A 23,043-nucleotide genomic window follows, 5' to 3' on the forward strand; every position below is an offset into this window, starting at 1 on the left:
GTTATTAAGTTTTGTTGCCTTGCTTAGATTCTTATACCTTTAACTATCGTTGAAGATAGGCTGTACTTGGAATAAAAAATAAAAACTTTGTTATTTATTTTGTTCTTCTCTCAACTTGCATTATCTTTGCATAAGATAAGGCTGTACTCGGCGAAGCTATCAAGTAAATTTGATGTATTTAACTCGCTTGCAATATCTTAGCAATTAAATTAATGTATATAAATGGAGTCATCAGAATTCGTCAAGAAGTTTAAAAGCTGGTATCTGTGGAAGAATCTTCTAGCCATGGCTGCTGTCGTTATTGCGCTTTGCCTTGGTGTAAAGTTCGGGCTTGATGTATATACACATCATGGACAGTCTATTCCTATTCCTAATGTTAAGCATAAATTGTTTAGCGACGCAGAACGTATTCTTGATGACGCAGGACTTCAAATTGTAGTCAGCGATACTGGATACGTTAAGAACCTTCCTCCAGATTGTATCCTTGAACAAACACCTGGACCTGGTGAAAGAGTTAAGGAAGGACATGTAATATATGTAACTGTCAACTCTCCTCATACTCCAACTATAACTCTTCCTGATGTCATTGATAATAGTTCTCTTAGAGAGGCTATGGCTAAGTTGACATCTATGGGATTTAAACTTGGTATGCCGCAATACATATCTGGTGAGAAAGACTGGGTATATGGTATTATGGTTCGTGGTCATCATGTGACGGCTGGTGATAGAATTTCTGTTGATGATAAACTTATCATACAAGTTGGTAATGGAAAACGAGATGCCGCTGATTCTGTTGACTATGTAGACCCAACTAGTCCTGATGTGGATGAGAATAATGGAGATGTAGATGGATTCGAAGTTGTGCCTGGTTCTGAATCTACGGAACCGGAACATTCAGAATCAAACAAGACAACACCATAAAGAATAATAAATGATTGAAGATATAAACGAAATTGAAGAATTTGAAACCGATGATCAACAACTCTATGAACATTGGAAGATAGAAGTTGATCCTGGGCAGACTCAGGTACGTATTGATAAGTTCCTTTCTGAGAAAAATCCGTATCAGAGTCGTAATAGAATTCAGCAGGCTGCCGAAACCGGATTTATCCGTGTGAACGGAACGCCGGTTAAAAGTAACTATAAAGTACGTCCTAATGATGTGATAACTCTTGTGCTCGACCGTCCTAAGCATGATACAAGTATCGTTGCAGAGGATATCCCGCTAGATATTGCTTATGAAGACGATGATGTCATCGTAGTTAATAAAAAGGCCGGCATGGTAGTTCATCCTGGAGCAGGAAACTTCACTGGTACTCTGATAAATGCTATTGCATGGTATTTGAAGGACTTGGAGGGCTTTGATGCGAATGATCCTGAAGTTGGACTTGTTCATCGAATAGATAAGGACACAAGTGGACTTATTTTGGTTGCTAAAACAGCTGCTGCTAAGACTGCATTGGGAAAACAGTTCTTCGATAAGACCACACATCGTAGCTATAACGCACTAGTATGGGGAAATGTTGTCGAAGACGAGGGTAGAATAGAAGGAAATGTTGCCCGTGATCCTAAAAACAGATTGAGAATGAAGGTATTTCCTGCCGACAGCGGAATAGGTAAAACGGCAGTAACTCATTACAGAGTTCTCGAACGTTTTGGATATACAACTCTTGTTGAATGTATACTAGAGACAGGGCGCACACATCAGATACGTGCTCACATGAAGAATATCGGTCATCCTTTGTTTGCAGATGAGACTTATGGAGGCAATGAGATTCTTCGCGGACAACGCAGCGGTACGTATAAAGCTTTTATTCAGAATTGCTTTAAAACTTGTCCTCGTCAGGCTCTGCATGCTAAGACATTGGGCTTTATTCATCCTACAACAGGAAAGCAGATGGACTTTGATTCTGAATGGCCAGCTGATTTCGGTAGTCTCATTGAAAAGTGGAGAGGTTACATAAAAGGGACCACACAAGATACTTTTGCAGAATAAAAAAATATATAATAAAAATGGAAAATTTAAAGAGAAACATAGCCATTGTATGTGGTGGCGATTCATCAGAGCACGATGTATCTCTGCGCTCTGCTCAGGGACTGTACTCTTTCTTTGATAAGGAACGTTACAATATTTATGTTGTTGACGTGAAGGGTACTGATTGGCATGTAAACTTTGATAACGGCGATACTGCTGAAATAGACAAGAATGATTTCTCGTTTGTTATGGCTGGTAAATCTGTTTATTTTGATTATGCTTATATCACTATTCACGGACAGCCAGGGGAAAACGGAGTAATGCAAGGTTATTTCGACCTTATACATCTGCCTTATTCTACAAGTGGAGTTCTTGTTGAAGCGATGACATTTGATAAGTTTGTGCTTAACAACTATCTTAGGGGCTTTGGCGTAAAGGTTGCAAACAGCCTTCTATTGCGTCGTGGCGAACAGTATAACGAAGCTGAAATTGAAGAGAAGATAGGTATGCCTTGTTTTGTAAAGCCTGCCGCTGACGGAAGTAGTTTTGGAGTATCAAAAGTAAAGAATGCCGATCAGCTTGCTCCTGCACTTCGTGTTGCTTTTATGCAGAGCGACGAGGTGATGATAGAGGGCTTCTTGGAAGGAACCGAGATTTCTCAAGGTGTATACAAGACGAAGAATAAGTCTGTTGTTCTGCCTGCTACAGAAGTCGTTACAAAGAATGAATTCTTTGATTACGATGCTAAATATAACGGTCAGGTTCAAGAAATCACTCCTGCACGTCTCAATCCAGAGACTGCAGCCAAAGTTGCTAAAGAAACAAGCCGTATCTATGATATCCTCCATGCAAATGGTATCATTCGCATTGATTATATAATCTCTAAGGATAAAGAAGGAAACGATGTTGTGAATATGCTTGAAATCAATACTACTCCAGGTATGACAGCAACAAGCTTTATTCCTCAGCAGGTTCGTGCAGCAGGTCTTGACATAAAGGACGTGCTTGGCGATATAGTTGAAAATCAATTCTGAAAATATGATTATACCAAAAGAGTTCGATGATATACGCCCTTGGGAGGAAGATGATCTCCCAGAGGCGTATGACAGATTGCTTTCAAATGAACAGTTTGAAAGCGTTTTAGCTTATTTGTATCCAGGTGTTCCATTTGATGTAGTTGCCAAGAAAATGCGCAGTTGTAAAAATGGTTATGAGTTTCAATTAGCTTTCAGTTATGATTTTGTTGGGAATGTTCTCAAGAAGGGAAGTACCGGATCTGAGATGGATTCTCAAAACATTGATAACACTAAGCGCTATACATTTGTAAGCAATCACCGTGACATCGTCCTCGACTCAGCGATATTAGATAAGTTCCTTATTGATGCTAAATTCACTACTACATGCGAGATTGCTATTGGCGACAACCTTCTTTCACTTCCTTGGATAAAAGATTTGGTTAGAGTTAATAAGAGCTTTATAGTTGAACGTGGATTGCCTATGCGTCAGATGCTGATGTCAAGCAAACTATTGTCTGATTATATGCATTTTGCTATCAATGAAAAGCATGAAAATATTTGGATTGCACAGCGTGAGGGTAGAGCTAAGGATAGCAATGATCGTACTCAGGAAGCTGTTTTGAAGATGATGGCGATGGGCGGGAACGGCAGTATCGTAGAACGCCTTAAAAATTTGCATATAGTTCCTCTTGCTATATCTTATGAATATGATCCTTGTGATTTTCTTAAGGCCCGTGAGTTTCAACTGAAACGTGACATCGAAGGTTGGAAGAAAGAACCTCAGGATGATATCGTGAGTATGCAGACAGGTATCATTGGACATAAAGGACACGTACATTATCAATGTGCTAAATGTATAGATGATTTTCTTGATACAATAGCGGTAGATGTTCCAAAGACTGATATATATAGAATTGTTGCTGAACATATTGATAAATCTATATATAAGGGGTATATGCTTTATCCGGGTAACTATGTTGCTCTGGATATTCTTAATGGTGCTACAGACTTTGCAAACAAGTTCTATACTCAAGAACAGAAGGCTCTGTTTGAGACTTATATAGCAGGTCAACTTGCAAAGATAGAACTTCCGTCTAAGGACGAAGACTTCCTTCGCGAACGCATGCTTACAATGTATGCTAACCCATTGAGAAATTATTTATCCGTAAGATGAAAAAAAACTTTATTATAATAAGTGTATTAGTAGCGTTTACTCTTTTTGGATGTAAGGAAGACAACTACGATAGCGGAGATGGAAAGTATTCATATATCAAGGCTGATTTTGTTGAGGCTCATACTGTTTCCACTAAAGAGATAAACTCTGTGATAACTGATGATGGTGATTCTTTGGTGCTAAGTCCGCATGTTTCTGCAGACTGGGCTGCAAAGCCTGACTCTGATTATCGTGCGCTTTTATATTATTATAATAATGTAGACAATAATACAACAACGGCATACAGCATTTCGCGTGTGCCCGTTGTTATATATCATCCTCTAAGCGATTTTAAGGAAATACATACGGATCCTGTTAACTTTGAAAGTGCATGGGTCAGTACAAATCGCAAATACCTTAATATCGGCTTTTATGTAAAGACTGGTCAGCAGGATGCATCTACAAATTCTCAAACCATCTCAATTATTAATGATGGGGTGGTGTCGAAGTCTGACGGCACTCATGAATTGTGTCTTCGTATGTATCATGACCAAAACGGCATACCTGAATATTATTCAACAAAAGGCTATATAAGTATTCCAATAGCGAATTTAAAAGGCTATATCATACATCTCTCCATAAACACATATAACGGAATGATCACAAAGGACTTTGAAATTTAAAGACTTATTTATCATAAAAATCCCACCTTTGTTATAGCCTATACTGAATAATAAGCAATGAAACATCTTGTAACATTTTTAATTCTAATTATTTGCCTTGTAGGTTGTACCAATAATGCACATAATGCAGAGTGGAGTAAAATAGATACTTGCATCCATAACTCTGATACAACAGCATTGACGTTATTACGTAAGATAGGTAATGATAAAGCTGATTTCACAAAAGCTGATAGAATGAGATACGAACTGTTGCTTGCTAGCGCACACAACAAGTTTTTTATCTCCATGAAATCAGACAGTGTAATGAATGATGTTGTTGATTATTATTCAGAGAATGGCAATGCCAATGAGCGTATGGAGGCAACATATCTTCTAGGATGCGTATATCGTGACATGGGAGATACACCTCTTGCAATTAAATATTATGAAGATGCAATAAAGTATGCTGATATATCGAATAAAGACTGCGACTTTTATACCTTGTCAAGAATTTATGGACAGATGGGAGGTATATTTGAAGAACAAGACTCTTATAATATAATGCTTTCTTATTTTAAATTTGCTAGTAAATACGCATTCGTAGCAAAAGATACATTAGGATCTTTGTCATACTACAAAGATAAAGGCATGGCATATTATTTAATGGGTAAGTACGATTCTGTTTTTATAACAAATAAAAATGTACGCAATTTGTATCGTAGATATGGGTATAGAGAATTAGCTATTCTACCTTCTGATATAGAAATCTATATTTATCTTTTAAAAAAACAGTTTGTTAAGGCAAAATACTACATGGATATTTCTCATAAGTATTTTAGTAAAACAAATATACATACTAATGAAAATGGTATTAATGAATATTATAAAGGTCTCTATTATTTAGGTATTAATAAAATCGACTCTGCAAAATATTTTTTTGAACACGAACTTTATACTTATAATGATTATAATAACAAGCAAGCGGCAGCTAAAGGGTTATTTAATTTATATAAAAAAGAGAAGAATGCTGATTCGATAGTAAAATATAGTGAACTATGGAACAATGCTGTTGATTCATCTTATGCACATATGTCAACGCGACATTTGCAACAGATGCATGCTATTTTTAATTATAGCATGTATAAGGATTTGGCACAACAGAAAGAGTATCAACTGAAAATTAGAACAGCGCTTATTATTGTTATTATAATAGTGTTATTTTTGCTTTTCCTAATCATTTATATGCGAAACCGACTTCGTTTCAATAAAATAAAAGAACAAAATACAAGTTACGCATTTGATATCCTTACGCTGCGAAATAGAGAACAAGAATTATCTCGCACTCTTAAAAAGAAAGATTCACTGAATAATGAGTTTATAGATCGGCTTCACAATGAGATAGAGAGTCTGCAAGAAAAGCTATCATTACAGCAAAGTGATAAGTTGCGTCCGGACCAATGGGGAATGCGTGATGTCTTTTTTAATGCTCCTATTGTGAATTATTTGCATGCACTATCTCAAAAGGGTCAAAATGCTTCATATTCTGATATTAAAACTTTGCGCTTACATTTTGAAAAATATGATAATGCGTTTTTGTCTTTTCTTATAACTAAGGGAAGTGTATTAAAAGAGCGTGAGTTCAGCCTTTGCCTTTTGACAAGATTAAGATTCTTACCTTCCGAAATGGCATGTCTATTGGATGTTTCTCCACAAGTTATAACTAATATTCGGGCCAAATTACTATTATCTCTTTACAACTTAAAAGGTGGAGCACAAAGTTTTGATGAGAAAATTAGAAAATCATAATCAAAATATCTTTTTGCTTTCTTTGCATATACTGTTCATTATCAGTAGTTTACAAAAAACGTGTAAAATATGTAAAGGTTAAAATCAATAATATCTAAGTCCTTTCTTATCATTTTTAATATATTTGCACTACAAAATAATAACGCAAATAATTATGAAAAGGCTTTTAACTTTCTTTTTTTTCATTTGTACTGCTACTATATCTGTAGTGGCAAATAATGGGGTGAAAGGTAATGTAATTGATTTGACATGTACGGTTATAGATCCAAGACCCACACCCGTCACTCGTGCACCTCAAGTCATGCCGATTGTAAGTGTTGAAGGAAACACATTGTTTTTAAATAATAGTTTTTTTCAAGATATAGTTGTTCAGATACAAGATAATCAAGGAAATATTGTTTATTATGTTAATGTACCATATGGTATTAATTCTATTGCAATTCCAACATCAGTATCTGATGGAGAATACCAACTTTTTTTGAAAACGTCAACGCAAATATATGAAGGGACTCTAATACTACAATAAGTATTCTTCAGAATATGTAAATAGTATGTATCATTTCATAGAAACCAGTAGTAGTATAATGAATAGAGAAATGATGGTAAATAGTTATTCGCTCAAATTATAAGCTTTCAAAACTGGTGATAATATAGACTTACTTAACCTATATATATATATACATTTAAAAAGTGAATATCCTGACAGGAAGTGGTGAAAATCCTTTCTGTCGGATATTTTTTTAAACGGAAAATGCTAATTATAATCTGGAGTTAAAATGGACAATATATAAATGTTTTTTAAGTAGCATTTTATAATTACAGTAGATATAACTAAATATGAAACCAAAGTTACTTTTATTATCAGCCTTAGCCATTACTATTCAGTATTCTTGTAATGAAGTCGAAGACCAAAGTGTTAGACCACAGACAAAGGAAACTATAAAAACGGACTCTGTTAAGGCTGATAGTACTAGTGATTCTTTGGACTGGTATCATTTGGAAAACGTGAAGCCGCTAGACTATAATTTTTATACAGACCGTATACCTGTTTACGATGTAAGTTATAATAATATTTATGTAGGTAACATATTATACGTAGATGCATCAACATTACAATCTCCTAAATTTGTTAGTGGTATTAATTATTTGGAAAAGTTAGATATAATCTGTGAATATGATGCAAACTTTTTATCAGTAACAGACCTGCCGTCTTATGAAGTTACTCATAATATAATAAATAAACTTCCTAATGATATTGAACAAAACAACGTTTTTAGTACCTCATCTCCAGAAAAACTAAACTCTCTTAAAGCTCTTCATTTTTATAGTGAAGCCAAATTTGGAATGCCTTTGGATGAAGTTTTCTTCTCAGATGGATATAAAAATCATTCAAAGGATAATCGTGAATTTCAGCTTTATATGCTTTATCTGAATGTCTGCCACGTGTGCATGGATTATCCTATGGGTAAACTGTTAAGCAACAATTTTTCTGATGAAGAAAAGGCTAATATGGGGATCATTAGTAGTATTAATATTGGCAAAACGGGCTATATGATTATTGACAGTGATAATAATTGTGTAATAATCACGTTCGAATCTGATGGCAAAGCTATTATTACTAGAGGTGGGATAGAACTTAAATCATCTTTTTCAACATTATTCAGCCAACAGAAATTAAGACTTATTGATTATAATATTCAAAGGCTCTCTGATTATGCATTAACTGAATTAAAATACCATGTAGATATGCGTTAATTGCAACCTACCAGAAAAAGTTTTTTTATGTCACTAATGTCACAAACCTTTTGTTTGTAAGGGCTGAGCGAGTGGCATTAAGTGACATTATCGGGATAAAAGTGACATTAAACAACAAATCACACCCGTTTCTGGCGATTTTTTCGCAATTATGCTATTTGCATCATACATATTTGGGCTTATAAAGTTTTATCGAGCATAAAAACTAGACAGCTTGATCATCATGATTTATTCGCAAATGTATATAAGCAATCTTATTTATAATGAAATTCATGTATCGCGGCGAATATGAAACTAGTTTTTTCGGTGTGCCTTTGAGTGATAAAGCCCTAATCACTATTCGATTGAATGACATCCTCGAAAAATAAAGCCCTGCAACTTATATATTTAACAGATAGTTCTCTTAGTGAAGAATCTTACAAAAATATCGTAGATGATTATTTTAACGGAGAGAAAACGATTAGAGTTCCTGATTATTTGTTTGAAGATTTTAGAAGTATATTTAATGTTGATGTATTTCCTCATACCATTGATGTTCTGCCTGATGGAAAAATAAATTCAAACTCTGCTATTAGAATAAATGGAACACAAGAATCAGAGAAAATGATCAGTAATTTTGAGAAAACATCAAACTAACTTTGAGAAGTGTGGGCATAAGCTATTATGATTATTGTCCTTTATGATACAAAATAAGCGAGATTAAATAATCTCGCTTAAAATATTTAGGTCTTTATCTGTTGTAGCCCATGAAGTTACAAAACGGCAAACGAAGTTTTGGGCGTCATAAGGTTCCCAATGGGTGAACATAACTTGTTGCTCAAGTTCTTTCATCTTGGCATTTGGAATTATAACAAACTGCTGATTCGTAGGTGAGTCGAGAAAGAAATTATAGCCTTTTGTCGCAAACATCTGCTTCATCTTTTCAGCCATTTCTATTGCATGTCTTGAAATCTCAAGATAAAGGTTGTCGGTAAACAAGGCATCAAACTGTATGCCGATAAGTCTACCTTTTGCCATTAATGCTCCATGCTGCTTTATCGTAGTGAAGAAATGCTTGGGTGCTCCATTTGGAAAAACTACAGCTTCTCCACACAATGCTCCAACCTTTGTGCCACCAATATAGAAAACATCACAATGAGAGGCAATGAATTGTAGGTCAACATCACTTTTTAGCGACATTATTCCATAACCCATTCTTGCTCCATCAATAAACAGATGAAGACTATACTCTTTGCAAACATTATATATATTGTTTATTTCTTCTGCTGAATAAATTGTTCCGTATTCGGTAGGATAAGTGATATATACCATTCCTGGTTGAGCAAGATGTTCTGTGCTTTCATCATTCACAAACCAGTTCATGTAATCGCTTAATTCCTTTGCGCTCATCTTACCATCGTGAGCAGGAAGGTCTATTACCTTATGACCTGTAAATTCAACGGCTCCAGCCTCATGAATATTGATATGACCTGTCTTTGCAGAAATCACAGCTTCATAGCTTTGCAACATACCGTCAATAACGGTCATGTTGGTCTGTGTTCCTCCACTAAGGAAATATATATCAGCTTTAGGTGCATTGCATACTTTGCGAATTTTGTCTTTTGCAGAGTCGCTCCATTCGTCGAAACCGTATGTAAGGCTTTGTTTAGAGTTTGTCTCTAGCAAGTGCTGCAAAACTTTTGGGTGAGCACCATTATTATAGTCACATTCAAAAGATATCATATAATCATTTTTATTATTATAAACTTTCAAGCATACGTTTCATCACAACTTCTGCACTAATCTCACGATTGGCTGCTTCTGGAATAACTAAACTGTGGTCACTTTCTATCACGTCGTCAGTAACAATAAGTCCTCTTCTTACAGGTAGACAGTGCATAAAATAGCCGTTGTTAGTCCAACTCATGTGCTCTGTGTCTACAGTCCAAGAAGGATCTTTGTTGATAATCTTTCCATAATCAGCAATATTGGCCACACCAGGACAGCTCCAGTTCTTCGCATATATGAAATCGGCATTTTCAAAAGCCTTTTTCTGATTGTATTCAATCTTGGCATTTCCAGCAAACTTTGGATCAAGTTCGTATCCCTCAGGATGAGTGATTACAAAATCAACGTCTGCGGCATTCATCCACTGTGCAAAACTGTTAGGAACAGCCTGTGGAAGACTCTTGCAATGAGGAGCCCAAGAAAGAACAACTTTTGGACGAGCCGTTTGCTTATATTCCTCAATAGTGAAGAGGTCGGCAAAAGCCTGCAAAGGATGAACAGTCGCTGTTTCCATTGCAAATACAGGACGTCCGCTATATTTTACGAATTGATTTACAATTGTTTCAGCGTAATCAAAATCTCTGTCGCTGAGACCTGCAAACGAACGGATTCCTATGATGTCGCAATAGCTTCCCATTACAGGAATGGCTTCGAGAAGATGTTCGCTCTTGTCTCCGTCCATAATCACTCCACGTTCAGTTTCTAGTTTCCATGCACCTGCATTGACATCTAGCACAATTACGTTCATGCCAAGATTCATTGCAGCCTTCTGTGTTGACAGACGTGTGCGCAATGAATTATTAAAGAATATCATCAGCAAGGTTTTATTTTTGCCGAGTTCCTGATAACCGAAACGGTTGTTTTTTATTTCTTTTGCCTCAGCCAAAGCATCGTTAAGATTCCCGAGGTCTTCAACATTAAAAAAAGTCTTCATATTCTATTGATTTTATGATCTGATCTGTCCGTGTCCTTCAATAAGCCATTTGTAGGTTGTTATTTCTTCAAGTGCCATTGGTCCACGTGCCCCCAATTTCTGAGTGCTAATGCCTATTTCTGCTCCAAGTCCAAATTGTGAACCATCAGTGAAACTAGTTGGTACATTTACGTAAACGCAAGCAGCATCAACCAATGTCTGGAATTTGTGTTGTGCATCAATATCTTCAGAAATGATACTTTCACTGTGTCCACTGCCATATTCGGCAATATGTTGAATCGCTTCATCTATAGAGTCGACAGTCTTTATACCCATCTGCATACTCAACCATTCTGTATCCCATATATCTTGAGTTATTTGTTTCAGAAGGCTGTCTGGATAGTGTCCTTTTAAAGCATTGAAAGCTTTTTCGTCAGCATGGATAATCACTTTGCTTTCAGCAAGTTTACTACAAATTTTAGATAAGTCATTCAATCTGCTGCTGTTAATGATAAGAGTATCTAAAGCATTGCAGACACTGCACCTACGGCATTTGGCATTATGGATGATGTCTTTTGCGATTTCAGAGTCTCCGCTCTTGTCGAAGTAGCAATGAACAACTCCAGCACCAGTTTCAATGACGGGTATTTTAGCAGTATCACGTACAAAGTTTATCAATCGTTTGCTTCCTCGTGGAATACATAAATCTATATATCCAACCGCTGTTAGCATTTCGGCTGTAGCTTCATGGGTTGCTGGTAGCAATTCTACGATATCTGTGTTGATGTTGAATTTCTTAAGTACCTCATGTATAACTTTGATGGCAGCCTTGTTGGATTCATCTGCGTCTTTGCCACCTTTCAGAATACACGAGTTTCCACTCTTGAAACAAAGAGAAAATACATCGAAAGTAACATTTGGACGAGCTTCATAAATCATTCCAATAACGCCAAACGGTACACTAATCCTACGCAAATGCAATCCGTTGTCAAGTATTTTCTCTTTAAGAATTCTTCCTAAAGGAGAAGGTAATGTACTGACGTGCCTCATATCAGCTGCAATATCTTGCAAGCGTTTTGCATTGAGTTGCAGACGGTCGTACATAGGATCGCCTTTGTCCATGCGAGCCAAATCAAGTGCATTGCTCGCTATCAGCTGCGGAATATTGCTTTCAATGCTGTCGGCAACAGCCAGCAGTATCTCTTTGCGTTTCTCGTCGCTGATGGTGGCAAGCGTCTTGCTAGCGTCTTTTACTTTCTTGAATGTATCTGTAAGTTCCATAGCTTATTTACTGTTCCATATACAAATAATCATAGTGTATAAGCGGTTTCAAATCGTGTGCTCCGATATTTTCCTTCGCTTCAGAAGAAGAATATCCACTTCTGCCAACGGCAATGATTTCGTTATTACTTCCCACGACGTTTATAATATCGTTCTCCTCAAAGTCACCTTCAATAGAAGTTACTCCGACAAGCAAAAGACTCACCGCTTTGTCACCTTTCAGAGCATCTTCGGCATTCTTGTTTATGTGAACAATACCCTTTGCGAAACTTTCGCTATGGGCAATCCATTTCTTAACCTGTGATGCCGGGTTAGGATTAGGACGGAATTCCGTGTGCATAGTCTCTTGAGGCTTTGTAGCTATGTCTATAAGAATATTGTTTGTCTTTCCGTTTGCGATAATAACCCTTATGCCTTCTTCTGCTACTTTTTTAGCTATATTCGTCTTTGTAATCATACCACCGCGTCCGAATCCACTTTTGCTATCCTGAATGTATTCGCCAAGATCACGGTCGTAGTTAACCAACGGTATAACTCGTGTGTTAGGACTCTTTGGGTCACCGTTGAAAATACCATCTACATTGCTCAGAATAATCAACGTGTCAGCATCTATCATTGATGCAATAAGTCCTGAAAGTTCATCATTATCGGTAAACATCAGTTCTGTAACACTCACGGTATCGTTCTCGTTTACAATAGGAATAACATCGTTTTCAAGCATTACAGTCATACAGGCACGTTGGTTCAAATACTCGCCACGAGTGGAAAAACTGTCTTTCATGGTGAGCACCTGACCTATATGCATGTTGTATTCACGAAATAAATCGTAGTAAAGTCCAACGAGTTTCACCTGACCGATTGCTGAAAATAGCTGTCTCTGTCCCACAGAATCCAGTTTGCGATTGATTTTAAGTTCATCACGACCGCAAGCCATTGCTCCCGAAGAAACAAGGATTACCTCAAAGCCGTTGCGCTTCATCCATACAATCTGGTCTACTATGGCAGACATTCTTGTTACATCAAGTTTACCATCGTCGCGAGTAAGCACATTGCTACCCACCTTTACTACAATTCTTTTCATGTTTTCTCTATCTCAATATCTATTGTTTATTGTCCTTTTGTCGAATTTCAACTCGGCGAATCTTGCCAGAAATAGTCTTTGGCAATTCATCAACAAACTCAATGATACGAGGGTATTTGTAAGGAGCAGTCTCATGCTTCACATGATCCTGTAATTCCTTTACCAAGTCGTCACCGGCTTTATCCTTGTATTCATCTGAAAGTACGACTGTTGCTTTGACCACCATACCACGTATAGGGTCAGGTACACCTGTTATTGCACATTCTACAACGGCAGGATGAAGCATCAGTGCATTCTCAACCTCGAATGGACCTATACGATAGCCAGAACTCTTTATAACGTCGTCTGTGCGACCAACAAACCAAAAGTAACTGTCCTGATCTCTCCAAGCCATGTCTCCGGTGTGATAAACACCGTCGTGCCATGCTTCTTTGGTCTTTTCCTCGTCACGGTAATAACCCTTAAACAATCCTATAGGTTTCTCATCACCTATGAGTATGCATATTTCGCCCTTCTCACCGTCTTCACATTCAGTGCCGTCAGGTCTTAATAGTCTTACGTCGTATTGAGGATTAGGCTTTCCCATAGAACCTGGTCTTGGTTTAACCCAAGGAAAAGTTCCTAATGTCATCGTTGTCTCGGTCTGTCCGAATCCCTCGTATACAGTAACTCCTGTGAGTTCCTTGAACTTGTCTGCAACAGACGGATTCATTGCTTCTCCAGCAGTTGTGCACCATTCCAAACTACTCAAATCGTATTTTGAGAAGTCTTCACGTATGATGAAACGATAAATAGTAGGAGGTGCGCAGAAAGAAGTGATATGATATTTTTCCATCTGTCTCATTATCTTCTCAGCTGTAAACTTCTCATGATCATAAACGAATACCGCAGCACCAGCAAACCATTGTCCGTAGAGTTTACCCCATACAGCTTTACCCCAACCTGTATCAGCAACAGTAAGATGAAGGCTATTCTCGTTCAGATTATGCCAAAAAACTCCTGTTGTGAGGTGTCCGAGTGCATATAGATAATCATGAGCAACCATCTTTGGTTCACCACTTGTTCCGCTGGTGAAATACATCAGCATTGTGTCCTCGTTGGTGTTCACGTTTTCTGGGCGTTTGAACTCTGGAGCATTTATCCATTCTTTATGCCAATCGTGGAATCCTTTTGGTATAGTTTTGTCATATTCTGACATTGAATTTACTGCTACAAGCAGTTTTACAGATGGACTTTCAGACATTGCGCTTTGAATCTGTGTCGTAACATATTCATCATTAGCACATATAATCGCCTTTACACTCGCACTCTCGTTGCGGTAAATAATATCTTGCTTTGTCAGCATGTGAGTGGCAGGAATGGCAATAGCGCCTATTTTGCACAAAGCCATCATAGATAGCCACCACTGATAATGTCGTTTCAGAATAAGCATCACTTTATCACCTCTGCCTATTCCTAGGCTCATGAGATAAGCTGCTGTGCGATCTGTTTGCTCCTTAAATTCTTTAAAGGTTGTTTTTACTTCTTCGCCACGCTCACTAGTCCACAGTAGAGCAAGTTTATCTGGCCTTTCTTCAGCCAAAACGTCCATTACATCGTATGCGAAGTTAAAATTCTCAGGTATTTTGAAATGCAGATTCTTCTCGAAGTCTTCTTCAGACACGAATGAAGTCTGTGTTAAAAATCTTTCTAACATTTTCTAATTCTTATTTAGTTTACAACACAAAGAAATTTAGCCGGTTCATTTTCCAGCGCTCTCATGCAGTGAGGTACTTTGGCATCAAAGTAGATGCTGTCACCTTTTTTAAGAACTAGAACTTTCTCGTCAATAGTGAGTTCTAACACACCTTCAAGTACAAAGTCAAATTCCTGACCGTCGTGTGTATTCTTGTTGTTTTTCTTATCCCCAGGCATTGGGTCTACCTGCACGAGGAATGGATCCATTTTTCTTCCTTTGAATCCGCTTGCAAGAGTCTGATACATGTATTTGTCTCCACGATCAATTTCAGGAGCCTGTTTGTCTCTTGTAAGATAGTAACTGTTCATGCGTGGTTCTTCTCCGAAAAGGAGAACATCCAAGTCGATTCCGTAACGTTTTGAAATCTTAGATAGTCGATAGACGGAGGGGTCAGCTTCGCCAGCCTCAATCTTCAAGTAGTGCTCAACGGTTATTCCGCAGAGTTTTGCAACTTCTTCTTTAGGAATGTTTAGCACATCGCGAAGACCTCTCAGTCTCTCTCCAATTTGTTTTATTGATTCTTCCATAATTAATGGGTTGATAATTTCGTTACGCCAAAATTACGAAAACTTTTGTTATTAATGTATTTCAAGAGCTTTTAATTTCCAAGCAATGCTAATTAAATTTTTAATTATGCTCAAATGCTCATTAATGTGCAATCTTTTATTGCTTTATCTTCTATTTCAGACCAGCCTTCAGTCCACGGATCACAGCACTTGTAAATCCAGCGTGTTCCATTTCGTTTAGCCCCTTAATGGTTAGTCCACCAGGTGTTGTAACCTTGTCTATTTCGGCTTCTGGGTGATTGCCATTAGCTTGAAGCAGTTCTACTGCTCCTTTTACCGTCTGCAAAACGATGTCTTTGGCAATGTCAGCCTTAAATCCAAGTTCAACTCCACCTTCAGATGCTGCCCTGAAATATCTCATAGCGTATGCAATTCCGCAACTTGCCAGTGTTGTTCCTGCACCAAGATGCTGTTCGTCGGTAAGATAAGTCTGTCCAACATTATCGAATATACCTTTCACCATGTTTGTCTGCTCATCACTGGCATTACATGGTACAATGAAAGTCATACTAGCCTTAACAGCTATTGCTATGTTTGGAATTATTTGGAATATAGCTGGTTTTTCTTCCCCCTTTGCAGCCCATTCAAACAGTTGTGCGGAAGAAATTGCAGCAGCCATGTTAATAATAATCTGCTTTTTGTAATCAAGTATAGGTTTAATTTCTTCTATTACTTTTTCAACAAGCCAAGGTTTCACAACAATAGCTACGATGTCTGCGTCTATTGCGGCAACCTTGTTGTCTGTAGTGATGCTTGCGCCCAAAGAGGCGAATTTTTCAAGCTTGTCTGTATGCGGGTTCGCAACAGTAACGTCGGCAGCATTTATGCTTTCGCTTTTCAGCAATCCTTCAGCAAATGCTCCGCCCATTGCGCCTGCACCAATTATTGATATTTTCATGATGTTCCTATAATTCGTTTAACACAGTTTCAAGACGTTGTATGAAGTCATCCACATTGTCTCTTGTGAGACATAATGGTGGCAGAATTCTTAAAATGTCGGTTGATGCACAACCAGTGAAACAATGCTGCTCGTAGATTAGTTTGCTTCTTACTTCCTTATGCGGAATGTCAAGAACAACACCAACCATAAGACCTTGTCCGCGTACGCTCTTAATGTGTGTTGTGCGCTGTTGCAGCTGTTTAAGTTCATCCATGAGATATTCACCCACTAAGTGAGCATTTTCAACAAGTCCTTCTTTCTCAAACACATCTAGTACAGCAAGAGCTGCAGTGCATCCTAGATGGTTACCTCCGAAAGTGGTTCCGAGCTGTCCGTAGACAGGCTCAAAGTCTGGTGAAATAAGTATACCGCCCATTGGAAATCCGTTGCCGATACCTTTGGCTACAGATATAATGTCAGGACGAATGTCCAACCATTGATGAGCGAAGAATTTTCCACTTCGTCCGTATCCACATTGGATTTCGTCACAAATAAGTATGGAGCCGTATTTTTTGCAGGCCTTCTGTAATCCCTTTGCAAATTCAGGCGTAACCATGTTTACACCACCTACACCCTGAATGCATTCAATTATACATGCGCATACATCACCCTTTGCTAGTTCTGCTTCCCAAGCTTCAAGGTCGTTTAGAGGAAGAAATGTTACATGGTTATTATCATTTATCGGAGCTATGATTTTTGGATTATTTGTCACCTCTACAGCGAGAGATGTTCGTCCGTGAAAAGCCTTTTCAAATGACAGTACACGCTTGCGACCGTTTTTGAATGAAGCTAGTTTCAGGGCGTTTTCATTGGCTTCTGCACCACTGTTGATAAGAAAAAACTGATAGTCTTCATATCCGCTTATCTTTCCAAGTCGTTCAGCCAGTTCCACTTGCAACTTGTTAATTACAGAGTTGCTGTAGAAACCAAGAGTATTAAGTTGCTTTGTCATCATCTCAACGTAGTGAGGATGACAATGTCCGATACTAATTACGGCATGTCCACCGTAAAGATCAAGATATTCTTGACCTTTGTCATCCCAAACATTTACTCCTTTACCTTTGACTATATTTATGTCAAATAGCGGATACACATCAAATAGTTTCATGTTTTTTCTCTCCTTATATTAAAATGCAGAAGGCTTTAGTTTCAAGCCTATTGTCTGGTCAATGCCAAACATAATATTCATATTCTGTACAGCCTGTCCAACAGCGCCTTTCAATAGGTTGTCTATGCAGGATGTGACTAGCAGTTTATTATCTATCTTTTCGCAATGCACTAGAGCCTTGTTAGTGTTTACAACCTGCTTTAGGTCTAGTGGCTTGTCTACATAATGCGTAAACTTTGCATTCTTGTAGAATTCCTTATATCCATTCACAATCGTGTCGATATCAACATCAGTCTTTATAACTTCAGTTGCAAAAATTCCTCTAGCAAAATCGCCACGATAGGGGATGAAGTCAATGCTTGCATCAAGATAGCTTTGTACCTGTTTTAAGCTTTCCTTTATTTCTGGTATATGTTGGTGTTTAAACGCTTTGTATATGCTTATGTTGTTGTTACGCCAAGAAAAATGAGTAGTTGATCCTGGCTTTTGGCCAGCTCCAGTGCTACCTGTTATGGCATTCACTGCTACATCATCGTTTATTAATTGCATCTTTGCGGCTGGAAGTAGTCCCAACTGTATGCAGGTTGCGAAGCATCCTGGATTGGCTACATGATTTGTATGTGCAATCTTATTTTCATTTATTTCAGGAAGTCCGTAAACGAAGTCGTGAGATTTGGAAGTTGGATGCTGTGTGTGGACATTATTCTCAGGTTGTAATCTGAAGTCCTGGGCTAAGTCTATCACCTTTACTCTTTCGGGAATGTCGTGTTCGCTCATGAAGGCCTCACTCTTTCCATGTCCGAAACAGAAAAATACTACGTCAACTTCATCAAAATTTGTTTCTGTAGTAAACTCTAATTCTGTTTCTCCGTATAATCCTTCATGAACGTCGGCAACAAGGTTCCCCGCATTACTTTCACTGTTGGCAAAAACAATTTTAGCCTCAGGGTGATTTAGCAGAAGGCGAATAAGTTCGCCTCCTGTATAGCCCGCAGCTCCAAGTATTCCAATTCTAATCATATCTAATATTTCCTAGGTACAATCAACCATGCAATTATGTACAGAATTACACCGCTGAAAATTGTTGTTACGGTGAAAAACGCATACACAAGTCTTACTAATGTGGGGTCAAGGTCAAAAAACTCTGCAATTCCACCACATACTCCAGCAATAACACGATCGCTTGAACGATAAATTTTTCTTTCGTTTGACATACTTCTTTTCTTTTTATGTTTATTTTAATTTAGACGTTCCCATAATTTGAAAAGTTGCAGTCATATACTTTATTTATATAAATAATCTCGCTTGAAGCAGACATTATCTCATTTCGTCTGGATGCATTCCGTAGTAAACTCTTAGAGGTGTGGAACTTACCTTTATAAATCCCTTTGCATCTTCGGCTGTCCATCCGTGTTGCATCTCTCCATATTCTCCAAGTTTTGACTTGGTGAGGTCATCTTTAGAGTCTATTCCAACTGTTTGAAAGCCATAAGGACGTAGTTTGAGAATTGCAGTACCGTTAACGTTGCGTTGTGATGATGTTAACATAGCCTCAATATCCGGCATTACAGGCTCAAGATACTGACTCTCGTGCAGGAACATTCCATACCAGTTACCTATTTGGTCTTTCCAATACTGTTGCCATTTACTCAAAGTGCTCTTTTCTAGCAATCTGTGAGCTTCAATTATAAGTTTAGGGGCTGCTGCTTCAAAACCAACACGTCCTTTTATTCCGATAATTGTGTCGCCAACATTGCAGTCTCTGCCGATAGCATAAGCTGCACCAATTTCTTCGATTTTTTGAATTGCTTGTATCTTGTCAGAGAATTTTTCTCCGTTGACAGCTGTAATTTCGCCTTTCTCAAAAGTGATTTTTAGTTCGCTTTCATCTTTTTTAGTCACATGTTTCAGATAAGCTTCTTCTGGAAGTCCCTGTGTCGGATCTAGAATTTCACCGCCACATATACTTGTCCCCCAAATACCAACGTTGTAGCTGTATTTAAGTTTTGTGAAGTCGGCAAAGAAACCATGTTCATTAAGATAGTCTACTTCTTCCTTTCTAGTTAGAGCCTTGTCACGTGTTAGTGTGATAATCTCAACACCTGGTGCCATTACAAGGAATGTCATGTCGAAACGAATTTGATCGTTACCTGCGCCAGTACTACCATGGGCTATTGCATCAGCACTAATCTCATTGGCGTATCGCGCAATGGCTATAGCTTGGAAAATACGCTCAGAACTTACTGATATTGGATAACAGTTGTTACGCATTACATTACCGAAAATCATGTATTTGAGACTTTTCTCGTAATATTCCTTCGTAACGTCAATTGTGATATATTTCACAGCGCCCAACTTATATGCGTTTTCCTCATTTTTCTTCAGCTGTTCTTCGCTGAAACCGCCTGTGTTAGCGCATGCAGCATAAACATCCCATCCGTCTTGGGTGAGTTTCATAACTGTATATGATGTGTCAAGACCTCCTGAAAAGGCGACAACTACTTTCTTGTTTGCCATAATTCCTTAATTTAATAATCAGTCATCTATATTCTTGATTTTTTCCAATATGTCTGCTGGAAGCTTTGCGGGTAAATCCCTTTCAGGGTCGAAGAGCATAGCTGTACAAATACAGTAGCGACGATTTGTACGGTGTAGAACATCGGAGTTTATACATCCCTCGCATCCTCTCCAGAAACTCTCGTCATCTGTAAGGTCATTGAATGTGACAGGAAGATATCCGAGTTGTGTATTCATCTTCATTACAGCAGAACCGCTTGTAAGAGAGAATATCTTTGCGTGTGGCCATCGCTTTCTAGCCAAAGTGAATGTTACATTCTTGATTTTTTTTGCAAGTCCAAGACCACGAAAGTCCGGATGAACTATCAATCCTGATGTTGTTACATATTGTTTGTTTCCCCAAGTTTCAATATAACTGAATCCTGCAAACTTCTCACCTTGGAGGGCAATAACCGCTTTGGTTTCCCTCATCTTAGTTGCAACGTATTCTGGTGAACGCTTAGCGATACCTGTTCCGCGCACTTTAGCTGCTTCCGCAATAGTTTCTAGTATGATGTCGACGTACTTGATATGGCTTTCGTCGGCAACCATTACCTTGATTTCTTCCATTTTTTTACTCTTCTGTATTCATATCCCATTCTGAATTATGTTCAGTGGGATCATAATTTTTTGGTCTTTTTCTTCTTAGAGACTTATAATTCCGTTAAGACTATCTTTTACATCTTCTGGACTTGCGCCTTCTTTTATTACTATAAATATGGTGTCGTCACCAGCAATAGTTCCGATAATCTGTGGAATATCGCTACTATCTATATTATACGCGATACTACTTGCATATCCAGGGCGTGTCTTGATAATACCCATATTACCAGAAAAGTTAATAGAAACAAATCCAGGAGTCTGCATCATCTCTGTTGGAGACAGTGGTTTGTGTATGCGCTTGTACATCGTTTCATTTGGAAGTACGTAGACATATTTGCCATTCATACTTGCAGCTTTTGCAACTTTCAACTGCTTAAGGTCGCGGCTCAATGTAGCCTGGGTTAGCAGGAATCCCTCAACCTTGAGTGCCTGCAACACTTCTTCCTGATTACTTAGCTCCTTACTTGAAATGAGCATCTTCAGGGCTTCTAATCTGCTAGCTTTTACTTTCATATCGTGTATTTTTATTCAACTTTATGTTTGCAAATATACAACTTTATGTATTAACTTCCAAACAATTTTGCATAAAAATAATGTAAAGAGTGCTATTTTGTCATTTTTAGCCGCTTTTTGAACATAAATATACATACATATTGTATATTTACACTTATAATAGTTATGCATTATTTGTATAATACTATCTAAATTATCTCTATTTTTACAATTTACACCTTGTATTATTTATTAAGCTGACTTTCTAATATAAAATCCAGCCTCACTTAATAAAAGCATTTTAATAAATAGTATAAATATAATTTGTAGCTTGATGTGTATTTAGTAGGGTAGATTGTATGGCATAAAAATAGGGAGAGTGTTTTGAACACTCTCCCTATTTTTATTTAATGCCTAAGTTTATCTTAGGTTGGGTAATTCTTAAATGTATCTTTATATAATAATAAAGCGAAAAATTTGTCTTATGAATATCTTAGGATTTGTCCTGGACGTACGTGTGATTTTGAACTTAAATGGTTCAACTGACAAATTTTATCAACACTCACACCACGTTTTTTAGAAATAGACTGTATTGTTTCACCAGCCTTAACTTTGTGATAGAGTATTTCTGCACTGTTTTCCTGAATATGCCCAGTATATTTGCCAAGTTCGCCATCCTGTACTAGATCACGGGTGTAGCCACCGTTACCAATCTTGCCACGAATACGTGTAGCATCAGCAGATTCTCTGTCGTATGTATTTGAATTATAAACGAAATAGTCTCCTGTTACATCCTGGTTGCGGAAATCAAACATTAATGCTGGATTAAGAGCTACTCCACATAGACGAGTCTCAAAGTGTAAATGTGAACCGGTACTTCTACCTGTATTTCCACCTAATCCAATAACTTCACCTGCTCTTACTGTTTGGTTTTCTGAAACTAGTTGCTCTGAAAGATGTCCGTAAATAGTTTCCAATCCGTTAGCGTGTCTAATAACAATGTATTTTCCATAGCCTGCAGCTTCATATCTAACGATTCTTACTTTTCCGCTGAATGCAGCGCGAATAGAATCACCGATATAAACCTTTATGTCAAGTCCCTTATGTGGGCGTCCCCAACGACTTCCAAAGTTGCTTGTTACAACTCTACTTGGGGTAGGCATGCAGAAATGTCTTAAATCAATTTTAAAAGAATCAGGCATTTCTGTTTTGTGATGTGCGTATCTGTTGTCCCAATCATTATATAAGTCTGCTGCTGGGGACTGAACTTTTTCTCGCTCAATAATGCTCTTCAATGCCAATGTGTCGACTGCTTTCATCTTTCGGTCTATCGGAGCCTGACGTGCCAAGAGATCTTGACCGTGGGACGGTATTGCCGTTAGCGCGAACAGTGCGACTATGTAAAATTTACTAATATTCCTTTTTAAATTCATAATCTGATTTTTAGGTTTAAAACCACTAATGGATCAATAAAGAAATTAATCCAAATGGAATTAACGATGGACGGAAAATGAACACCGTTAAATATCAAAAGCGTTACAAAGATAGCAAAAATATTGCAAAGTTGTTTCTCTATTAACGTATTTTATTGCACTTTTAACAATCTGTTTGCTACCGTCGGATAGCAATTC

The 23,043-nt window shown here is 37.7% G+C and carries 23 protein-coding genes; 9 read left to right on the forward strand and 14 right to left on the reverse strand.

From position 1 onward, the window contains the following. The first annotated feature begins 222 nt into the window (after positions 1-222). The 9 genes from B045_RS0111060 to B045_RS0111100 all read left to right on the forward strand — a co-directional run bounded on the left by B045_RS0111060 (position 223) and on the right by B045_RS0111100 (position 9,003). Positions 223-921, forward strand: coding sequence for a PASTA domain-containing protein (locus B045_RS0111060; protein WP_018464321.1), 699 nt, complete (start codon positions 223-225; stop codon positions 919-921). A gap of 10 nt (positions 922-931) precedes the next feature. Then, positions 932-1,996 carry an RluA family pseudouridine synthase gene (locus tag B045_RS0111065; protein WP_018464322.1) on the forward strand — a complete coding sequence of 355 codons (1,065 nt, stop codon included), beginning with the start codon at positions 932-934 and terminating at the stop codon, positions 1,994-1,996. Between the two features lie 17 nt (positions 1,997-2,013). Then, on the forward strand, positions 2,014-3,009 hold the full coding sequence (locus B045_RS0111070) for a D-alanine--D-alanine ligase (RefSeq protein WP_018464323.1): 996 nt from the start codon (positions 2,014-2,016) through the stop codon (positions 3,007-3,009). A gap of 4 nt (positions 3,010-3,013) precedes the next feature. After that, positions 3,014-4,165, forward strand: coding sequence for a 1-acyl-sn-glycerol-3-phosphate acyltransferase (locus tag B045_RS0111075; RefSeq protein ID WP_025883279.1), 1,152 nt, complete (start codon positions 3,014-3,016; stop codon positions 4,163-4,165). Beyond that, a complete protein-coding gene (locus B045_RS0111080; protein WP_018464325.1) occupies positions 4,162-4,827 on the forward strand; it encodes a NigD1/NigD2 family lipoprotein in 666 nt (221 codons plus the stop codon). The genes B045_RS0111075 and B045_RS0111080 overlap by 4 nt, the downstream gene beginning before the upstream one ends. Before the next feature lie 285 nt (positions 4,828-5,112). Then, the gene (locus B045_RS0111085) at positions 5,113-6,612 is read left to right on the forward strand and encodes a hypothetical protein (protein WP_238312043.1); all 1,500 of its coding nucleotides are present in this window, start codon (positions 5,113-5,115) and stop codon (positions 6,610-6,612) included. 154 nt (positions 6,613-6,766) lie between these two features. Then, positions 6,767-7,138 (forward strand): DUF3244 domain-containing protein, encoded by a 372-nt coding sequence (locus B045_RS0111090; protein WP_018464327.1) that lies wholly within the window; start codon positions 6,767-6,769, stop codon positions 7,136-7,138. Positions 7,139-7,449: 311 nt separating this feature from the next. Next, on the forward strand, positions 7,450-8,367 hold the full coding sequence (locus B045_RS0111095; protein ID WP_018464328.1) for a hypothetical protein: 918 nt from the start codon (positions 7,450-7,452) through the stop codon (positions 8,365-8,367). 348 nt (positions 8,368-8,715) lie between these two features. Then, complete coding sequence (locus B045_RS0111100; RefSeq protein WP_018464329.1) at positions 8,716-9,003, forward strand: hypothetical protein; 288 nt, start codon at positions 8,716-8,718, stop codon at positions 9,001-9,003. 63 nt (positions 9,004-9,066) lie between these two features. Here the strand turns inward: B045_RS0111100 and B045_RS0111105 are convergent, their stop codons facing one another. The 14 genes from B045_RS0111105 to B045_RS0111170 all read right to left on the reverse strand — a co-directional run bounded on the left by B045_RS0111105 (position 9,067) and on the right by B045_RS0111170 (position 22,845). After that, on the reverse strand, positions 9,067-10,089 hold the full coding sequence (locus B045_RS0111105; RefSeq protein ID WP_025883275.1) for a threonine aldolase family protein: 1,023 nt from the start codon (positions 10,087-10,089) through the stop codon (positions 9,067-9,069). 16 nt (positions 10,090-10,105) lie between these two features. Beyond that, positions 10,106-11,068 carry a Rossmann-fold NAD(P)-binding domain-containing protein gene (locus tag B045_RS0111110; RefSeq protein ID WP_018464331.1) on the reverse strand — a complete coding sequence of 321 codons (963 nt, stop codon included), beginning with the start codon at positions 11,066-11,068 and terminating at the stop codon, positions 10,106-10,108. Between the two features lie 12 nt (positions 11,069-11,080). Then, the gene (locus tag B045_RS0111115) at positions 11,081-12,328 is read right to left on the reverse strand and encodes a glutamate-5-semialdehyde dehydrogenase (protein WP_018464332.1); all 1,248 of its coding nucleotides are present in this window, start codon (positions 12,326-12,328) and stop codon (positions 11,081-11,083) included. A gap of 7 nt (positions 12,329-12,335) precedes the next feature. After that, positions 12,336-13,409 (reverse strand): glutamate 5-kinase, encoded by a 1,074-nt coding sequence (gene proB, locus B045_RS0111120; protein WP_018464333.1) that lies wholly within the window; start codon positions 13,407-13,409, stop codon positions 12,336-12,338. A 19-nt stretch (positions 13,410-13,428) separates the two neighbouring features. Next, positions 13,429-15,105 carry an AMP-binding protein gene (locus B045_RS0111125; protein ID WP_018464334.1) on the reverse strand — a complete coding sequence of 559 codons (1,677 nt, stop codon included), beginning with the start codon at positions 15,103-15,105 and terminating at the stop codon, positions 13,429-13,431. Positions 15,106-15,119: 14 nt separating this feature from the next. Beyond that, positions 15,120-15,674: a helix-turn-helix domain-containing protein gene (locus tag B045_RS0111130; RefSeq protein WP_018464335.1), complete on the reverse strand. Its 555-nt coding sequence runs from the start codon at positions 15,672-15,674 to the stop codon at positions 15,120-15,122. Between the two features lie 151 nt (positions 15,675-15,825). Then, the gene (locus tag B045_RS0111135) at positions 15,826-16,611 is read right to left on the reverse strand and encodes a pyrroline-5-carboxylate reductase family protein (RefSeq protein WP_018464336.1); all 786 of its coding nucleotides are present in this window, start codon (positions 16,609-16,611) and stop codon (positions 15,826-15,828) included. A 7-nt stretch (positions 16,612-16,618) separates the two neighbouring features. Next, a complete protein-coding gene (locus B045_RS0111140; RefSeq protein WP_018464337.1) occupies positions 16,619-17,761 on the reverse strand; it encodes an aspartate aminotransferase family protein in 1,143 nt (380 codons plus the stop codon). Positions 17,762-17,779: 18 nt separating this feature from the next. Continuing rightward, positions 17,780-18,781 carry an N-acetyl-gamma-glutamyl-phosphate reductase gene (argC, locus tag B045_RS0111145; RefSeq protein ID WP_018464338.1) on the reverse strand — a complete coding sequence of 334 codons (1,002 nt, stop codon included), beginning with the start codon at positions 18,779-18,781 and terminating at the stop codon, positions 17,780-17,782. 2 nt (positions 18,782-18,783) lie between these two features. Next, complete coding sequence (locus B045_RS0111150; RefSeq protein WP_018464339.1) at positions 18,784-18,975, reverse strand: PspC domain-containing protein; 192 nt, start codon at positions 18,973-18,975, stop codon at positions 18,784-18,786. Between the two features lie 103 nt (positions 18,976-19,078). Then, positions 19,079-20,278, reverse strand: a complete 1,200-nt coding sequence (locus tag B045_RS0111155) for an argininosuccinate synthase (RefSeq protein WP_018464340.1) — start codon at positions 20,276-20,278, stop codon at positions 19,079-19,081. 18 nt (positions 20,279-20,296) lie between these two features. Continuing rightward, positions 20,297-20,887 carry a GNAT family N-acetyltransferase gene (locus tag B045_RS0111160; protein WP_018464341.1) on the reverse strand — a complete coding sequence of 197 codons (591 nt, stop codon included), beginning with the start codon at positions 20,885-20,887 and terminating at the stop codon, positions 20,297-20,299. Between the two features lie 75 nt (positions 20,888-20,962). Then, the gene (locus tag B045_RS0111165; RefSeq protein WP_018464342.1) at positions 20,963-21,433 is read right to left on the reverse strand and encodes an arginine repressor; all 471 of its coding nucleotides are present in this window, start codon (positions 21,431-21,433) and stop codon (positions 20,963-20,965) included. 461 nt (positions 21,434-21,894) lie between these two features. After that, the gene (locus B045_RS0111170; protein WP_025883270.1) at positions 21,895-22,845 is read right to left on the reverse strand and encodes a peptidoglycan DD-metalloendopeptidase family protein; all 951 of its coding nucleotides are present in this window, start codon (positions 22,843-22,845) and stop codon (positions 21,895-21,897) included. Between the last annotated feature and the right edge of the window lie 198 nt (positions 22,846-23,043).

The organism is Segatella paludivivens DSM 17968 = JCM 13650 (assembly GCF_000373185.1).
GTDB lineage: Bacteria > Bacteroidota > Bacteroidia > Bacteroidales > Bacteroidaceae > Prevotella > Prevotella paludivivens.